General features: G+C 51.0%; 11 protein-coding genes. 5 read left to right on the top strand and 6 right to left on the bottom strand.

The features are described 5' to 3' along the window. Window positions 1–87 precede the first annotated feature (87 nt). The 4 genes from DEF47_RS09180 to DEF47_RS09165 form a co-directional block, all read right to left on the bottom strand. On the bottom strand, window positions 88–1,038 hold the full coding sequence (locus tag DEF47_RS09180; RefSeq protein WP_012190765.1) for a glycosyltransferase: 951 nt from the start codon (window positions 1,036–1,038) through the stop codon (window positions 88–90). Between the two features lie 6 nt (window positions 1,039–1,044). Further along, window positions 1,045–2,955 (bottom strand): GAF domain-containing protein, encoded by a 1,911-nt coding sequence (locus DEF47_RS09175; RefSeq protein ID WP_012190764.1) that lies wholly within the window; start codon window positions 2,953–2,955, stop codon window positions 1,045–1,047. A 242-nt stretch (window positions 2,956–3,197) separates the two neighbouring features. Continuing rightward, complete coding sequence (locus tag DEF47_RS09170; RefSeq protein WP_012190763.1) at window positions 3,198–3,923, bottom strand: RNA methyltransferase; 726 nt, start codon at window positions 3,921–3,923, stop codon at window positions 3,198–3,200. A gap of 87 nt (window positions 3,924–4,010) precedes the next feature. Next, the gene (locus tag DEF47_RS09165) at window positions 4,011–6,191 is read right to left on the bottom strand and encodes an ATP-binding protein (RefSeq protein WP_012190762.1); all 2,181 of its coding nucleotides are present in this window, start codon (window positions 6,189–6,191) and stop codon (window positions 4,011–4,013) included. Between the two features lie 211 nt (window positions 6,192–6,402). Here DEF47_RS09165 and DEF47_RS09160 point away from each other — a divergent pair, with 211 nt between their 5' ends. Continuing rightward, complete coding sequence (locus tag DEF47_RS09160) at window positions 6,403–7,170, top strand: hypothetical protein (protein WP_041304612.1); 768 nt, start codon at window positions 6,403–6,405, stop codon at window positions 7,168–7,170. A gap of 165 nt (window positions 7,171–7,335) precedes the next feature. Here the strand turns inward: DEF47_RS09160 and DEF47_RS09155 are convergent, their stop codons facing one another. After that, window positions 7,336–8,547, bottom strand: coding sequence for a S1C family serine protease (locus tag DEF47_RS09155; RefSeq protein WP_012190760.1), 1,212 nt, complete (start codon window positions 8,545–8,547; stop codon window positions 7,336–7,338). A 111-nt stretch (window positions 8,548–8,658) separates the two neighbouring features. On the opposite strand from DEF47_RS09155, the gene DEF47_RS09150 reads away from it, so the two are divergent. Beyond that, window positions 8,659–11,517 carry a penicillin-binding protein gene (locus DEF47_RS09150; protein ID WP_012190759.1) on the top strand — a complete coding sequence of 953 codons (2,859 nt, stop codon included), beginning with the start codon at window positions 8,659–8,661 and terminating at the stop codon, window positions 11,515–11,517. 182 nt (window positions 11,518–11,699) lie between these two features. On the opposite strand, the gene DEF47_RS09145 is transcribed toward DEF47_RS09150, so the two are convergent. Next, window positions 11,700–14,483, bottom strand: coding sequence for a helicase C-terminal domain-containing protein (locus tag DEF47_RS09145; protein ID WP_012190758.1), 2,784 nt, complete (start codon window positions 14,481–14,483; stop codon window positions 11,700–11,702). A 314-nt stretch (window positions 14,484–14,797) separates the two neighbouring features. On the opposite strand from DEF47_RS09145, the gene DEF47_RS09140 reads away from it, so the two are divergent. Genes DEF47_RS09140 through DEF47_RS09130 form a run of 3 tightly spaced genes read left to right on the top strand, consistent with a single transcriptional unit; the run spans window position 14,798 to window position 17,075 of the window. Further along, window positions 14,798–15,142 carry a DUF2089 domain-containing protein gene (locus tag DEF47_RS09140; protein ID WP_287045095.1) on the top strand — a complete coding sequence of 115 codons (345 nt, stop codon included), beginning with the start codon at window positions 14,798–14,800 and terminating at the stop codon, window positions 15,140–15,142. Window positions 15,143–15,155: 13 nt separating this feature from the next. Further along, complete coding sequence (locus DEF47_RS09135; protein ID WP_012190756.1) at window positions 15,156–15,518, top strand: SHOCT-like domain-containing protein; 363 nt, start codon at window positions 15,156–15,158, stop codon at window positions 15,516–15,518. A 12-nt stretch (window positions 15,519–15,530) separates the two neighbouring features. Further along, window positions 15,531–17,075 (top strand): SHOCT-like domain-containing protein, encoded by a 1,545-nt coding sequence (locus DEF47_RS09130; RefSeq protein WP_012190755.1) that lies wholly within the window; start codon window positions 15,531–15,533, stop codon window positions 17,073–17,075. Window positions 17,076–17,303: the final 228 nt, after the last annotated feature.

Below are 17,303 nucleotides of genomic sequence, written 5' to 3'. Positions count from 1 at the left end.
ATCCCCCTGCACCCCCTAAAGTACAATTTGGGCTTTATAAGTGACCTAGTGATAGACATAAAACGGCGATTGAGTAAGGCATAAAAGTTATCGACGTTTGCGCAGACGTACCAGCCAGCCAACCGGGTAGCCGAGCATTTTGGCAAGATCGCCAACCATGCGAATTAATGGCGGTAAACCCAAGGTTTTGCTGCGGCGAGTGAATGACCAGCCTTTGGTTGCTCGCCACAACCGTCGATAGGGTTTGCGAGTGTAGCCAGCAATACCCAAACCTAAAACACCGAGAAGCCATGGGCGTTGGGGCAGGTTGCGGATCAAAAGGAGTAGGCCGAGGTAGGTGGCATAGCGAATCGCATGGCGTAACGGCCAAAGGTTGGCAACCCCATCGCCCCGTGCATAGAAGAAATATTGGCGAAAGAGGGCACGAAAACTGGAGCGCGGCTGAAAATGCACAACTGCATCGAGCACCGCTGTGCTGCGAAAGCCCGCCGCTACTGCTGCCCGATCAAACACCAAATCTTCGCAATGGTCGAGCCATTCGGGGTAACCACCCACGGTTTGCCACACAACTTTGCGAAAGGCCACCGATTGCCCAGCCGCCAAAAATCGGCTTGGATCAACTTCTTCAGCCAGCGGATAGTTGGTCGAACCAATTGCGGTTTCCAGATCGCTGCGCGGCGCTGCTTGATAAAAGCCAGCCACCAAATCGGCCTGATCTGCTTCGAGTGGCGCGATAATCCGTTCGAGCCATGTGCGATCGAGCGCTAAGCCAGCATCGGTCGAGGCAATTAAGTCGCCTTGGGCATGCACAATGGCGTTATTCCGACCAGAAGAGATGTTAAAACCACCATGGACCAAGCGAATTGGTGCACCACGCTCAATATAGGTTTGGACAATCGCGGCGGTTGAGTCGGTTGAGCCACAATCATTGACCACAATTTCATCAGGTTGGCGGCTTTGTGCCAACATCGAATCTAGCAAATCGGCGATATTATCAGCCTCGTTTTTAACTGTACAAATTAACGATAGATAGGTCATGCTTGCTTAATCATCCAACTCATCGGGCGCAAAAGTAATTAATGCCCGTGTCCATTCAGTTTCACGTTTGAACTCAAATTTGCCGCCAAGATCGGTGTTGACGAGAGTTTCGATAATGCCAAGGCCTAGCCCAGTGCTTACACGACGTTTGACTGGCTCCGGTCGGATTGGGCCATCGTCGCGCACTTGGACACAAGCCTGTTCTTCGTTTTCCATCCAGCCGTCGATGCCAATAATGCCGCCTTCGGCACTCAAGCCATGATCAAGCGCATTATGCACCAATTCGTTGATCACGATCGCCAGCACAGTAGCCGCCCGCGCATTGACCGAAACTGAATCGCCAGTGATCAAAAACTCAACTGGCGTTTCGCTTGGCAGGCTCATCTGAATATTTTCGGCAATTTGCTTGGCAATATCTTGCACCGTGGTTTGGCCTTCGCCATCGTGGCTGAGCAAATTATGCACTGCGGCAATGGCATGGATGCGGCGTACACTATCATCAAGTGCTTGCCGACCTTCAGTTTCGGTGTTCAAACGCCGTGCCTGCATTTGCAGCAACGCTGAGATCGTTTGTAAGTTGTTGCGGACGCGATGATGAATTTCTTGCAGCAAGGTTGATTTGATCGTCAGATTGCGCTGGGTTTCTTCGTACAAGCGGGCATTTTCAATCGCGATTGCACCTTCATCGGCAAAGGTGGTGAGCAATTGCACCTGCTCATATTCAATATGGCGCGGCGCATAGCTATAAAAACATAATGCCCCGATAATCCGATTGCCCGTGCGCATCGGCAGCGCAAACAACGAATGAAAGCCCTCGCGATAGGCAATCGCCTGCACGCCCGACCAACGTTCGTCGGTGTAGGCATTTGGCACCGCGATCGCGCGATGCTCACGAATCACCTGCACGATCATATCTTCTACGCCGGAAGTGCGGCCAGGCCCATATGAAGCCAACATTTTCACCTTGTTGTTGGGGCGTACTTGGAAAATATCAGTCCGATCAACATCGGCAATCTTGACAGCTTGCTCCACAATCAAATGCAGCAACGTATCAACATCCAAGGTTGAGGCTAGCGCCGCTGTTACGCGCTGCAAGGTGGTTAATTCACGAATTTTTTGGTGTAAACGAGCATCAGTTTGTTGATACATTTGGGCATTGGCGATTGAGAGCGCAATTTCCCCCGCCACAACTTCGAGATATGAGGTTTGCTCTTGCGAAAATTCATGGGGATCGCGATTTTGCACCGTAATCACGCCTTGCAGGGTTTCGATATGGTGGCGTTCGCTGGCAAATAAAATTACTGGTACTGCCAACAGCGAGCGAAAATGCCATTCTTCGAGCAGTGGCTCAAGCTGGTAGCGTGGCTCATTGCGCACATCAAAAATCGCCACCGGCTTGCCCAATTCGCCAGCCCAACCAGTCACGCCCACACCGATTTCCACCTCAACCGTGCCGATTGCCTTGGGATTCAGCCCACGAGTCGCGACCAATCGCAACATGCGCCGATGCTGATCAAAGAGATAAATCGAGCAAACATCGACCCGCATCACATCGCTGACTGTATCGACGACGGTTTGGAGTGAGGCATCAATATCGAGGGTTGAGTTGGCGGCGCTAATAATACGATGCAAACCATCCAACTGCTGCACGCGGCGCATCAAGTGGTTTTGCCAATGGCGAGTGCGTTGCTCCTCGCGGGCGGCGGCATAGCCAAGCAAGAGATCGGTTACCACCGCACTGGGATCAAGCCGAGCTTGGGTAGCGGCTTCGATGCCAAGTTTGGTCAGCATTTGCGGATCAGCGTTTTGGCTTTGCCAGGTTGCGCCAAACGCCCGAAGTTCCTGCGCCTGCGCCACTGCATTATCATTCTGCAGAATCGCGAGAATAGCTGCGCTCGGAGCGCTTGTATCGATCATAACCAGCGTGCCTCATTGCAGTCGTCGTGCCGAATGAGTGTAGAGCAATTGTCGGCTTTTTGCAAGAAGTTGCTATAGCTTCCAATCGCCACTAAAATTAATTGTTGCTAACTGAATTCGCCACGCTTCCGTCCCTCCACTGGAAGGAAACGCAGGGTGTTTTCATCCCCCTGCACCCCTTTCAATTTATGGCTGGCAACAGCAATCTCCACTTAAACAGAAAGTTGGATATGTGTCGGGAATTAGGCTGTTGGCAGTGCAGCCAACATTTTGCGACAGATTGCGGTTACGAGGGCAATTTCGCTGGGGCTAGGCCTTGAACGAGCCAGCAGATCACGCATAACCCGCACTGCACTCGCTTGTTGGCCTGCCGTGCGTGAAAAGTTAAGCTTGGTCAAAAGTTGATCAAGCAAATTCAGCAGCAACTCGTGGGAAGCTTGGTCGGCCAAATCAGGGCTAGGCAATGGCTCGGCGCTCGTAGCCAAGCCGCGAATTGTATACAACGCCAACAACACCGCATCGGCCAAATTCAACGAAGGATAGCTTGGATCGACCGGAATACTGATTAATTGACTGCATTGTTCGATTGCGGCGTTATCCAGCCCACGATCTTCGCGGCCAAATACGAAGGCTACCGGAGCGGTTGCTGCCAGCGCGGTCAAAGTTGGCGCAAATTCGGGCAAACTAACCGCTTGGCGCTCGCCGCGACTGCGCCCGCTAAACCCAACCACATAGCTCACATTGGCTAAGGCCTCGCCAAGGCTAGCAAATGTTTCAATTTGCTCAACCAATGGGCCACTGCGATGCGCCATATCGTCAAGCCGCTCAATTGAGTAGGCGACTGGCTGAACTAGGCGCAAGCGCTGAAAGCCTGTATTGAGCAAGGCCCGCACTGTCGAGCCAATATTGACCTCGCGCTGTGGTTCGTGGAGCACCGTGATGATATTGGCAAAAATTGTCGAATTCACTACAAATCCTCTGAAACAAAACCGTTTGGTATGATAGCACCGAAAGAAAATCCGAAGGTAACATACCTATCTAAACCTCTCAGCTCGTTATATGGCGGTTTGTATCAGGCTAATAATGTCGTCGATCGTTTTGCTTGTGCCGGTTTGTTTGAGGCTGGCCAAGTGTTCGTTACCAAGCATGGTGCTTAATTCAGTTTCGAGCATGGTTTGTTGACGCTCATCGTACCAAAGCGGGGTTAATTGCAGTTCGCTGAACAATGCGCTGGCGTAGCCCCATGCCAGCGCCGCTGCCTCAGCCAAGCCGGCCTTGAGCAAGATTTCGCTGGCAGTTTTGGCTCCAACCAACATGCCAATTTTAGCTTGGGCATTTTTGCGTAGAATCAACGCTTCTACCAAGCAATCCCGCGCTCGCTCAAAACGACCTTGGCCACCCAAACAAGCAGCTAAATTGGTCAGAAAATAGCCCAAGCCATTGTAATCGCGATTATCACGACACAGCGCTAAACCCTCTTCCAGCAAGGGTTCAGCCTCAGCATAACGATATTCGAGAATTTCAATCAAGGCCAAGTTGCTTAGCGGCATGGTGAGATTAAAGGGATTATTGGCTGGGCGGAATAAGGCCAAAACTTCAGCATAAATGTAGCGTGCTGCCGCCAAATTGCCACGATCAATTTCGACCAAGCCCAAATTATTGAGTGTAATTCCCAGCATTGTCTGGTCGTCGAGAGTGCGATAGATCGCCAAGGCCTGCTCAAAATAATCGCTAGCTGGTTGATGCAAGCCTTGTTCATAGAGCACTAAGCCCATCGTATTGAGTAGCCGTGCAGTTTCGGCTTGGTTGGTTGATTCAATTGTTAAGGCTGCTTCAAGGTATTGTTTGGCTTCTTGATAACAGCTTTGCGACCAAGCCATGCCTGCGGCTGCCCCCAACGCTGGCCGCACAATTATGGGGTCTGCCTTAGCTTGATGTTCTAATGCAGCGGTGATCCAGCGGCGGCCTTCGGTGAGATAGCCTTGGCGTACCCAAAACATCACCAAATTGCTGCTTAATTGCAAGGCCAAATTGGCTTCGTTATGGCTCAAAGCCCATTGAATCGCTGAACGAATATTATGAATTTCGCTGAGCAGCCGATTTGTCCAGTATTCATGCTTGGGGCCGCCCAACTCAGCTTTGGCGGTTATGCTCAAATCACGGTAATACTGGGCATGATACAGATCAATTTGATGGGCTTCTTTGCGTTTGCGCAAACGCTGGTGAGCATATTCGCGCACGGCATCGAGCATAATGTAGCGTGACTGCTGGCCAGGCATGGTTTCTTCCAAGAGCAAATGTTTTTGCTTCAAGCTGGTAATGCCTGGATCAACAGCAGTCGCGAACTCGCCAACTGTTTGATAGAGCGCCATCACTGCATCGTTAGAGCAACCGCCAATAAACGCACCCAAGCGGCTAAATAAAGTTTGTTGCGGCGCTGACAAACGGCTAAAGCACCAATCGAGCACTGGGTAGAGCACATGGTGACGGGCGGGTTTGGCAATTGCCGCGCCTCGGCCAAGCGCCAAATAATTGCGCACGAGCAACAGCAAATCGGTCGGCGAGAGTGCCGAACTATGGGCGGCAATTAATTCAATCGCCAAAGGCAAGCCATGCAGCAACCGACAAATTTCGACCACAGCCTTGGCTTGGGTATCAGTCAACACAAAGCGCGGCTGAATCGCCTGCATGCGATCAACAAACAAGGCAATTGCTGAATATTCTAATAATTGGTTGGATGGCAGATTGGACTGCTCAGGCACTTCGAGCGGTGGCACACTAAACTCATATTCAGCAGCCAAGCCCAACGCAACTTGGCTTGTCACCATAAATTGAGCCTGATCAGTGCGTTCGATCAACAATTTAAGCTCATCAGCAGCCCGTTTGACCTGCTCGAAATTATCGAGAATCAACAACACCCGCTTGCCACGCAGAAAATTCACCACGCTATCGAGCAATGATTGATTGGCGGTTTCATGCACGCCCAAGGTATGGGCAATGGTTGGCAGCACAAATACCGCATCATCAACTGGCGCTAAATTGATAAAATAGCAACCATCAGTAAAACTATCGCGGATAGTTTCGGTTGCTTCAAGCCCCAGCCGCGTTTTGCCAGTGCCACTCGCGCCGATCAAGCTCACAAGCCGATGCGCTTGCTCTTGAAAGAGGGCAACTAAGGCAGCAACCACACGGTTTCGGCCAATTAAGCGGGTCGAATACTGGGGAAGATGATGCATGGCGAACTCCAGTATGCTAATGTGGGGTCTCGGGCAGGCTGTAGTCAGCGTTGATGAGTCGTTGGGCTGATGATTGATGGCAAGCTCGGGTGTTTAATTATACCGCGAGAATCGCCAAAATTCATGGCGGATTTTCGGTACTATCCGGTTACTTAGCTAAACTGGGGGCAAAATGGGATCAGATGCAGAGGTTTTTATATTTGATTATCAGATGTATACCAGCTCTGTTGTGCCTGCAATGCAAACATTTATCAAAACCAGCAATGCTGAGCCATGGCTAGCAGCGATTATTCGTGCGAGCGATGAGCTTATGCTGCCAGCCTACCGTGAACAGTATGTCTATAAATTTCAGCATGGCGCTGATTTCCAAGCCCATTGTAGCTATCTTGATAAGAATTGGGCTTGGCGAGGCCAGCATCAAAGCGCTAAAGCATGGTTTGCCAATTGGCAGCAGCGTGCCTGTCGCTCAACGAGTTGTGTTGAGATCAATCAATGTGCCCTGCATCAGCAAGGCCATTTAGCTGATGAGCTTACACTTTTACTCAACGAGGTAGTTGAGCAACGCTGCTTGGGGTCAAGCATCTTTGTTGGACGCACCGTTACCGTGCGCTTTCATCAGGCTTGGTTGCTCCAACAAGGCATCGAAGTTGAGCATCCCGTCAATCAATTGTTGGATTGTTTAGGTCAGCGCGGTTGGGTTATCGGCTATGGCTGGGCTGGTTCAGCCGAAGGGATTCATGGCTGGCTTAATCCACAAGAAACCGCTAGGTTGGCTTACCACCTATCAAAGTTTGAACTACCATCCATTCAACCAACGCTGGAAGCGATGCAACAAGCACTCAGAACGTTTTGGAATCAAGATTTACGCGAAGAATATTTTCCGAATGTAGCATTTGAAGCATTGGGTTTGGCCTTTATCCGTAATTTGGCGCTTTTAGCAAGGCAAGAGCAACAAGGGTTGTTATGGCGGAATACCTAAAAACATCGGGCGGGTGCTATCAGTCGATTGCACCCGCCCGTGTTTGCTGTGTGGAGAGGTCTGGCATAAGGGAAACCGTGCAGCCTGCAAAAAAGATACGGCTCTTGATCCAGATTCTCGAAAGATCCCCCCAAGGGGTGATAAAATAGGCCTAACCTGCTGGTTTTAAGGGCGTGCCCCCAAGGTTACCTCGATCGTTTGCTCTTCATCACCCCGTATGATCGTCAAAATGACTTTATCGCCAACTCGCGAATCGTTGATATGGGCAATCAAATCGTCACTGGAGCGAATCGTTTCGCCGTTGAAGGCAGTCACGATGTCGCTATCAATAATTAATGCAGCACCATCAACTTCGATACTGGTTGTACCCAAGCGAATTCCAGCTTGATCGGCGGGACCATCAACGACTACATTGGTCACCAACGCGCCTTGGCTGACTGGTAATTTCAATTCTTGCGCCAATTGAGCGCTGATCGTTAGCATGCTCACGCCAAGATAGGCTGAATCGTGCTTGCCAGTTTTAATCAAATCTTCGACGATCACTTTGACCGTGTTGGCGGGCACGGCATAACCAACTCCGGCAAAGGCTGGTGCAGCAGTTGGGTCACTCACCCGAATCGCGGTGTTAATCCCAATCACTTCGCCTTTACTATTGAGCAATGGCCCACCGCTATTGCCTGGGTTGATCGCCGCATCGGTCTGAATAATTCGGCTGATGCGAAATTGACCACCATTAGCAAGGGTACGGCCTGGCAACGAACGCCCTTCGACCGCGCTCACAATCCCCAAAGTCATGGTATTTTGCAAGCCAAACGGATTGCCAATTGCAATCGTATCTTGACCAACTTGAACTTCGCGTGAGTTGCCAAATACCATCGGCGCAATCTTGCTCACGGCTGCGGCATCAACCTTAATCACCGCAATATCGTTATCTTCATCGGTTCCGCGCAGAGTGGCTGGCACTTGGCGGCCATCAGCAAAAGTGACGAAAATACGGGTTGCACCTTCGATTACATGGTTGTTGGTAGCAATATGGCCTTGATCATCGACCAAAAAGCCTGAGCCAAGCGCCTCGCCAGTTGCCGCCTCGCTACCTTCACCGGTAACTTCGGTATCGATGCTGACAACCGCTGGGCCAACTCGCTTATACAAATCGATCCGCGCTTGTTCGTCGCTCAAGCCATTGCCCGGTGCTTCGCTCAAAGCGCTAACTGGAGCTGTGGTTGGCGCAACTGAAAGAGTTGAATCGTTATTTGAGCTTTCTCCAGCAGCATCGTTAGCTGGGGCGAAGATCCAAATCAACAGGCTTGCCACAATACAAAGGCCTAGTGGAATAAGAAATGCTGGAATCAAAATACGCATGCTGCGTTGCTTCATGCAAACCATCCTTTCTGCATAATCACCCGAAGTTGGTGTAGGCTGCATGCTATAATTTTATCGCAAAATCTATTTGTGGGGGTTGGGGATCAGGGGTCAGGGATCGGGAATATGCTGATGTTAACCAGCCCCCATTCCCCAGCGACCAGTCCCCAAAAGACTATGGCACAATCAAACAGCAATCAAACTCTATTAACTCCGCGCCAAGAACGGCGCTTGGCGCGGGTTGCCCGTCGTCAAGCCCGCCCGTGGTGGCTCAAAGCACTCATCCTGCTGGTTGAACTGCTGCTCATTGGCGTATTTTGCGTGCTTGCGGCAGGCTTGGGCGGTTATTGGTATTTTAGTCGTAATTTGCCTTCGATTGATAATTTGGGTACGCATCGCGCCTTTGAAACCACCAAACTCTATGCCCGCGATGGCACAACCTTACTGTATGAAATTTTCGATCCCAATGCTGGTCAACGCACGGTTGTGCCATTCAGCGCATTCTCCGAGTATTTGAAACAGGCCACAATTGCAGTCGAAGATAGTAATTTTTATACTAATCCTGGGGTCAATTTACCTTCGATCGCCCGCGCCGCGCTAGCCAATTTGACCGATCAAGAATCCGGTCAAGGTGGTGCATCAACCATTACTCAGCAGTTAGTGCGCAATGTGTTGCTCTCACCCGAGGAGCGTAGCCAACAAACGCCGCAACGTAAAATTCGCGAAGCAATTTTGGCCTATCAAATTAGCCAACGCTACTCCAAAGATCAAATTTTAGCCTTGTATTTGAATGAAATTCCTTATGGCAATAATGCGTATGGTGCTGAGGCCGCTGCCCAAGCCTATTTTGGGGTTAGCGTGAGCGACCTGAGCTTGGCCCAAGCAGCGATGCTGGCTGGCTTGCCGCAATCGCCGTCGCAACTTGACCCGTTGGTTAATGCCGATGCCGCCAAAAAACGCCAAGAAATTGTCTTGGCAGCGATGGTGCGCAATGGGGTGATTACGCCGCAACAAGCTGAGCAAGCTTTTGCTGAGGTGTTGTATGTCAAGCCAGCCCAAGTTAATTTAACCGCGCCGCATTTTGTGTTTTATGTGCGCGAATTGCTTGAAGCTCGCTACGGCCCCGAATTGCTCTATCGCGGCGGCTTGCGGGTCACCACGACGCTTGATCCACATTGGCAAGCGATTGCCCAACAAGAGGTGCAACAACGCATTAGCGAAATTGCCCAGCAAAATGCGACCAATGGCTCGGTTGTGATGCTTGATCGCAAAACCAACCAAATGTTGGCGCTGGTTGGCTCAGCCGATTACAACAATACGGCGATTGATGGTCAAGTTAATGTGGCGTTGGCCGAACGGCAACCTGGCTCAGCGCTCAAACCGTTTGTCTATGCGGCGGCCATGCTCCGCGATTGGACTGCTGCCAGTGTTCTGTGGGATGTACCAACTGAATATCGTTTTGCGGGTGGCGAAGTTTATGCGCCCAAAAATTATGATCGCAGTTTCCACGGCCCCGTTTCAATTCGCGTCGCCTTAGCCAATTCATTCAACGTGCCAGCAGTCAAAACCCTCGATCATGTCGGGATTGATGAGTTTTTGCGCTTGATGCAGCGGGTTGGCATCAGCACCTTGGATGATCGCCCACGCTATGGGCTTTCGTTGGCGCTGGGTGGTGGCGAGGTTAAGCTGCTTGAATTGACCACAGCCTACAGCGTTTTTGCTAACGAGGGCAATTATCGCCCAGCCACAACCATTTTGAAGGTGGTGAATACTCGTGGCGAAGTGCTTGAGGCTTGGAGCGAACCACCAAAACAAGCGGTGCTCGGCCCCGATGGCAATGGGCTTGCCTTTATTATTTCGAGCATGCTCAGCGATAACAAAGCCCGCGAATGGATGTTTGGGCCAGATAATGCCATGGAATTACCGAATGATCGTCCGGCGGCGGTCAAAACTGGCACAACCGACGACGACCGCGATAGCTGGACGGTTGGCTATACGCCGAGTGTAGTGATTGGTGCATGGGTCGGTAACAGCGATAATAGCCCAATGCAAGCAGTTCCAGGCTCGTTTGGCGCAGCAGTGATTTGGAATCGGCTAATGACTAAATATCACGAAGGTTTGCCAATTGAGCAATTTACCCCGCCTTCAAATGTTTCCGAACATGAAGTTTGTATTCCAACTGGCACCAAGCCATCAGCCGCCTGCCCCAACATTCGCACGGAATATTTTGTTAATGGCACGGAGCCTGTCGAAACCGAAAACGTCTATCGCACCGTGCGGATTGGGCCAAGTGGCGATTGTGTAGCGCTGCCCAATCAGCCAGGCGAAGATCGGGTATTTGCAATCTATCCTGATGAGGCGGGCAATTGGGGCGAAACTGGTGGCTTAGGCACTCCGCCAACCAAGCCTTGCCCGTTGGTCAATTCGACCAGTGCTGGTGGCGCAAATGTGGCAATTGCCTTGATCGAGCCAAGTGATGGAGCGGCCTTAGCCTCGCCAATTCGAATTCGCGGCAGCGCGGCTGGCGATTACAACGTGGCTTGGGGCACTGGCACCAATCCAAGCAGTTGGACGACCATTATCGAAGGCTTTGGCGGAATTTCTAATGGTTTGCTGGCGATGTGGAACGCCGATGGCTTGCCTGAGGGAGCCTATAGCCTGCGTTTGTTGGTCAAGCAAAGCAACGGCATGAACGAACAACGGGTAACAATCTATCTTGATCGAACTGCGCCAACGATTTCAATTAATCTACCAGCCTCGGCCTTGCGCGGCCAACCACTGCAATTCCAAGCCACTGCCCAAGATGATCGTCAGCTGGCTAAAGTTGAGTGGACGGTTAATGGCGAGGTGTTTATGCGCGATCAAGCACCGTATAGCCTTGATTTCAGCCCAACTCAAGCTGGAAATTATCGGGTTGTGGCCACGGCAATTGATCAAGCAGGCAACCGCGCAACCAGTAGTGTCAGTGTGCTGAGCGTTAAATAGCTTCCCTCACCCTCAGCCCGCTCCTTACAAAGGTAGGTTTTAAGCCCCCTCACACCCGACCCCTCTCCCACGGCGGCGGGCGAGGGGCGTTCCCTCCATCATAATGAGCTGGTTCCCCCTCTCCTCGCTGGGCGGGAGAGGGGGCTAGGGGGTGAGGGAATATAAAATATTAAGAGATATGATTAAACCAACCAACGAGCAGCCGTTGTTGCCAATTCGGCGAGCGGCTTGCGTTGAATCGTGCAATCGGGCAATGATTCGAGGAATTGCCGCCCATAATTTTTGCTAAGCAAGCGCCGATCAAGCACCACCACAATCCCGCGATCATCTTTGGAGCGAATCAAGCGGCCAAAGCCTTGCTTGAAACGCAAAATTGCCTGCGGCACTGAATATTCAGCAAAAGCATCATCAAAGCCCTCAGATCGCGCCGAAAACACCGGATCATTTGGCACGCTAAAGGGCAATTTGGTAATCACCAGTACGCTCAAAGCATCGCCAACCACATCAACACCTTCCCAAAACGAGGCTGTGCCCAACAAAACCGTGCGTGGGTCAGATTTGAAGCGCTGGATCAACGAGCGGCGTGAGCCATCCATGCCTTGGGCCAAGGTCGAAATATCGGCTTGCTCAAGGCTTTCGCTAATGCCATGATAGGTTTGTTTCAGCGAGGCATTGGCGGTAAACAGTGCCAAAGTGCGCCCGCCAGTCGCTTTGCATAAATTGATCAGGGCATCTTCCATGGCCCGTTGATAATTGCGCTCGTTGGGTTCGGGCATATCGGTTGGCAAATAGATTAAGGTTGATTTGCTGTAATCGAAGGGCGAATCGAGTTGCATCGTCGTGGCTTCGTCCAAGCCCAAGCGCTGTTTGGGGTAATCGAAGCTGTTGCTGACCGAAAGCGTCGCCGAAACCAAGATGCTGGCGCGTTTTTTCAGCCATAAATCTTCAGTGAGCAATGGCCCAACATGAATTGGCGCAGCCTGCACCAACAATTCGCGGCGACGTTGATCGGCAGTCAGCCATGCGACGGTTTCTTCATTGCCATAAATTACCACATCAAATTGGCGTTGTAATTCAGTGCAAGCATTGACCATACCCTTGACCCGCATCACCAAATCATCGTAGCCATTGATATCGCGGCCTTCGAGATTATCCAAAATTGCTTGGAGCTTGCCAAAGCCATCGCCCAGCTTGCGCAAATTGATGCTCAAGTTTTCCCATGTTTGCTCAACTTGAGTCCATTCGGTGTGGCGACGCACTTTGCTGGTGATCCGCAATTGGGGATCGTATTGGGTCACACTGCGATCTTTGGCCATAATATCGTTGAAAATGCTGAATAATTGCTGGGCCGCTTCGCGGGCTTTATCAACATTTGGTCGCAAATCGGCGCTGAGATCTTCGAGTTTGCGCTGCTCTTTATGATCAACGGTGCTCAAACGGAAGATTTGGCTCCATTCGTTGAGCACGCCACCCGCCAAACGCACACCGCCAGCGCTATGCATATCATTGAGCAAACCAGTTAGGCTATGTTGTGAAATCGTAAAGCCCAACTGATCAGTCGCCACATCTTCGAGATTATGCGCTTCGTCGATGATCAAATGATCGTAGCGTGGCAAAATCCCAGGCGATTTGACATCCGACATCAACAAGGCATGGTTCGCCACCACGATATGGGCATTTTCAGCTTCAGCGCGGGCTTTGAAGAAGAAACATTCGTTGTAGAGCGAGCAGCGTTGGCGCAAACATTGGTCGGGATCAACATTAACATTGTTCCAAACTTGCTGCTCGCCTTGAATCAACATCAATTCAGCGCGGTCGCCGCTGTTGGTCGAGGGCAGCCAAAGTTGGAGCTTCAACAACCCACGGGTCTGATCTTCGTTGTGGTCGGGGTGGGCACGAAAGGATTCATAGCGCTTCAAACATAGGTAATTGCTGCGGCCTTTGAGTTGCACCGCTCGCAAAGCGGGCCATTGGTCGGGTTGCTCGGCCAACAACGCTTGCACGGTAGGAATATCTTTGGAGCAAAGCTGATCTTGGAGATTGATCGTGTTGGTTGAGATGACCACTCGTTCGCCGCGCTGGCGTGCCCATTGAGCAGCGGGCACGAGGTAAGCCAAACTTTTGCCAGTGCCAGTTGGCGCTTCGATCATCAAGGTATCGCCTTGATTGAGTGCTTCGGCGATTGCCTCGGTCATCTCAATTTGGGGCTGACGTGGCTCATAGCCTGGGAACATGCGGCTAAACCCACCATCTGCGCCAAACATCGCGCCAATTGCTTGGGCATCGAGTTCTTGCTGATTGCCGGTTGGTTCGAGGGCCACCGGGCGCACCAGTGGTTTCGGTTGAAATTCGATCGGCGCTTGCCAGAGCGTTTGCACGCGGCGTTTGGCAATTTCGCCAAATAGTTTGGCCAGCGGCCACTGCAATTTTTGGGTGGTTTGAGCGATGCTATGCAATTCGGCAGCCGATAATTCGGCTAATTTATCGAGCAATGCGCTAAACACCAAGCGACTGGCCTCGGCATCGGCCAAGGCGCGGTGGGCATCAGGGTGTTGAATTTGCAAATGTTCGGCAATCGTTGAAAGCGAGTAATTGGGCAATTGGGGAATCAACAGCGTCGCCAGATCAAAGGTATCGTAATGCGGCTGGGTAACTTTTAGCCCTTGTTGTTGCAAAAAGCGCAAATCGTTATCGACCGAATGGCCAATAATGGGGTAGCTTTTGAGAAATTTGGCTAATTGGCCACCAATACTATTAAATGTAGGAGCCGTGGTCAATTCATGGGCATCGATGCCTGTTAAACGGGCGATTTTAATCGGCAGCACCTGTTTGGGTTTGACCAAGGTTTGGTAGGTTTCGAGAACCTCATTGCCTCGAAATTTAACTGCCCCAACTTCAATAATCTCATCGCGCCCTGGTTCTAAGCCAGTTGTTTCCAAATCCAAGGCGATATATATCGGTTCCACAGATGCTCCTCGCTAGCAAGCTCGATGTCGCTCAAATGTTTTGCCATTATACCTGTTCTAAGCGGCAAAACAAGTCGATTTGCTGTTTATCAAACCTTGGTAGCCAGCCATTTTTATGGCCTCAGTCAATTATTCGTATAACTTACATCGAGGTGGGCTAAACATCCCTTGCTCAGATCGTAGGAAATGGGTTGGAAGACTGGAAATATTTCTAATCTAAAATTAATATAACTTAGATTGACATTTATTATCAACTTAGGTTACACTTTTTATCAGATGAACTGATACTTCGCGAGGTATTGATGAATCCTATCTTGACTCAGTGCCCGGTTTGTTCGGGCGAATTAACCAGTACCCGTTTGGAATGTGCAATTTGCAACACAGCGATTGAAGGCCAATTTACCCTAGGACGCTTGGGTCGTTTGACCCGCGAGCAACTGAGCTTTGTGGAACTCTTGGCACAACATCGAGGCAATGTCAACCAAGTTGCGAGTTCGTTGAGTGTCTCATACACCACTGCTCGTATGCGTATGGACGAAATTGCCGCCGCTTTAGGTGCACCGCCTTCAATCACGCGGCCTGATTCGCGCGAGGTGTTGCGTCAACTTGAAACAGGCGAACTGAGTGCTGAAGAAGCGCTCAAACTGTTACAAGGCTAGGGAGGTATTTCAAATGGCAACCGAAGAACGCATGCGCATTTTGCGCCTGATTGAAAATGGCCAGTTGACTGCCGAAGAAGGGGCACGATTGCTTGGCGTGATGGAGCCAAACAATCGAGTTTCGCGCCCGCCGCGTGCCCAGTGGGTACGCATTCGGGTCACCGATTTGAAATCCAACCATCACAAAATCAATGTCAATATTCCAGTTGGCTTGATTAGCATTGGTTTGAAACTCGGCGCTCGCTTTGCCTCCAACAAGCATACAACCCTGAACTTCGATGAAATGCTTGAGGCAATTCGCGGCGGCATGACTGGCAAAATTGTCGATATGGAAGATCTGGAAGACGGCGAACGAATTGAAATTGTGGTTGAATAAGGAGTCTGGACGATGCAACAACGAATTAATGTCGGTATGAATCCAACCGTAGCGGTCCGCATTTGTGAAGGTAGTTTGCGGGTAATTGCCCACGATTTGCCCGAAGCTTGGTTTGATGTTGATGAAGATGAAATTAGTTTTCGCGCCCAAGAAGGCCATCTCTCAATCGAGCGTTGCTCCGATGATTTGGAATTACGCTTGCCCCATGGCGCAGTTTTAACCATTGATGTGGTTCAAGGCGATGTTGATCTGACTGGTTTGAGCGCTGTGCATACCCGCCAAATTGAAGGCGATATTAGCGCCCGTGATGTGCAAACCTTTGAAAGTGATTCGGTGCACGGCGATGCTAGCTTTACTAAAAGCGCCAAACTTAGCCTTGCCAACATTGATGGTGATCTCAAAATCTATGAGAACACTGATACTGTGGTGATTAAAAATGTCAATGGCGATGCCAAAATTAGCCAAGCCCACAATTTGACGATTATCAATGTGAATGGCGATTTGAGCGCAAGCGATCTGTTTGGCGATGTAGCGATTACCCGCGTCAGTGGTGATGCTACGTTGCGTGGCGCGATCAAGAGCCTTGCGCCAATCCATGTTGATGGCGATTTGAAATTGGGCATCAATTGGCTACCTGAGCAAGTCTATCGTGCTAGTGCCAATGGCGATGTTGTGTTAGAAGTTGCCGATGATGCTAATTTGAGCGTCAATGGTTTTGTCCAAGGCGATGTCTCAGGCATGGGCGATCGTGAGCCTGGCTCGATTAGCCTGACTTGGGGTACGGGTACAGCTCGCTTAGAATTGAATGTGCAAGGCGATTTGAGCATTCGGGGCGGAGCTGCTAGCCATAGCCACTCCAAGAGTGTTGGTGGCACAAGCTGGAACACCAACTGGAATTGGAATAACGATGATTTTAACCGCGCTATTCGCGATTTCACCGATGATTTAGCCTCGATGGGCCGCGATATTGCCGCTCAATTCCGTGAAATGAGCCGCGATTGGCGTGATGGCAAGGGCGAACGTACCGCTGAACGTGCTCGCCAAGCCACTGAACGCGCCGCCGAACGTGCTGCCAAAGCCGCCGAACGCATGAGCGTGCGGATCAACGAACGCGAATATCGCTTTGATCCTGAGCGAATCGAGCGCTTGAAAGAGCAAGCCAAGCGGGCTGCTGATGAAGGCATTAGCCGTGCTTACGAAGCAATTGGCCAAGCCTTGGGCAATATCGAAAAAAATATTGCTAACCCAAATGCGCCCCGCCCGCCAGCCCCACCAGCGCCGCCAGCCGCACCGCATGCGCCTCAAGCACCAAACGCCCCGCATCGGGTGTCGATTAGCGAAGATGATGGCTCTTCATCAAGCCAACATGTGGCCTACACTGGCGATACGGTGCGGATTTCGCCAGAGCAAGCTGCCGCAGCCCAAGCTGCCACCGCAGCCCCAGCCGAAACGCCAGCCGTCGATAAAACCCAAGAACGCTTGGCAATTTTGAAGATGGTGCAAAGTGGCAAGATTAGCGCTGACGAAGCGGCACTCTTGCTCGAAGCCTTAGGCTAAAATATCTGTGCAAGAGGGTTAGGATAGTTTATATTAACAAGCCCTCACCCATTAGCCCTCTCTCCCAGCGGGTGAGAGGGAACCACCAAACCAAATGCCCCTCTCCCGCCGCGGTGTTTAAGGGCGGACAGGGACGCACACCATGGGTTCACACAACGACCTCGGGTTGGTATACTGGGTGGTGACGAAACCAAACCCATCCCAAAACCGAGGTCGTATGCCGAGTAT

Origin of the sequence: Herpetosiphon sp. (assembly GCF_003512625.1) — a bacterium.
Lineage (GTDB): Bacteria > Chloroflexota > Chloroflexia > Chloroflexales > Herpetosiphonaceae > Herpetosiphon > Herpetosiphon aurantiacus.
The sequence above is the reverse complement of the archived record's forward strand: the minus strand, read 5'-3'. Positions and strand labels throughout refer to the sequence as shown.

Coding starts and splice junctions, on each gene's coding strand:
- DEF47_RS09180 (WP_012190765.1), bottom strand. CDS start 1,038: ATGACCTATCTATCGTTAATTTGTACAGTTAAAAACGAGGCTGATAAT.
- DEF47_RS09175 (WP_012190764.1), bottom strand. CDS start 2,955: ATGATCGATACAAGCGCTCCGAGCGCAGCTATTCTCGCGATTCTGCAG.
- DEF47_RS09165 (WP_012190762.1), bottom strand. CDS start 6,191: ATGCATCATCTTCCCCAGTATTCGACCCGCTTAATTGGCCGAAACCGT.
- DEF47_RS09160 (WP_041304612.1), top strand. CDS start 6,403: ATGTATACCAGCTCTGTTGTGCCTGCAATGCAAACATTTATCAAAACC.
- DEF47_RS09155 (WP_012190760.1), bottom strand. CDS start 8,547: ATGAAGCAACGCAGCATGCGTATTTTGATTCCAGCATTTCTTATTCCA.
- DEF47_RS09150 (WP_012190759.1), top strand. CDS start 8,659: ATGCTGATGTTAACCAGCCCCCATTCCCCAGCGACCAGTCCCCAAAAG.
- DEF47_RS09135 (WP_012190756.1), top strand. CDS start 15,156: ATGGCAACCGAAGAACGCATGCGCATTTTGCGCCTGATTGAAAATGGC.
- DEF47_RS09130 (WP_012190755.1), top strand. CDS start 15,531: ATGCAACAACGAATTAATGTCGGTATGAATCCAACCGTAGCGGTCCGC.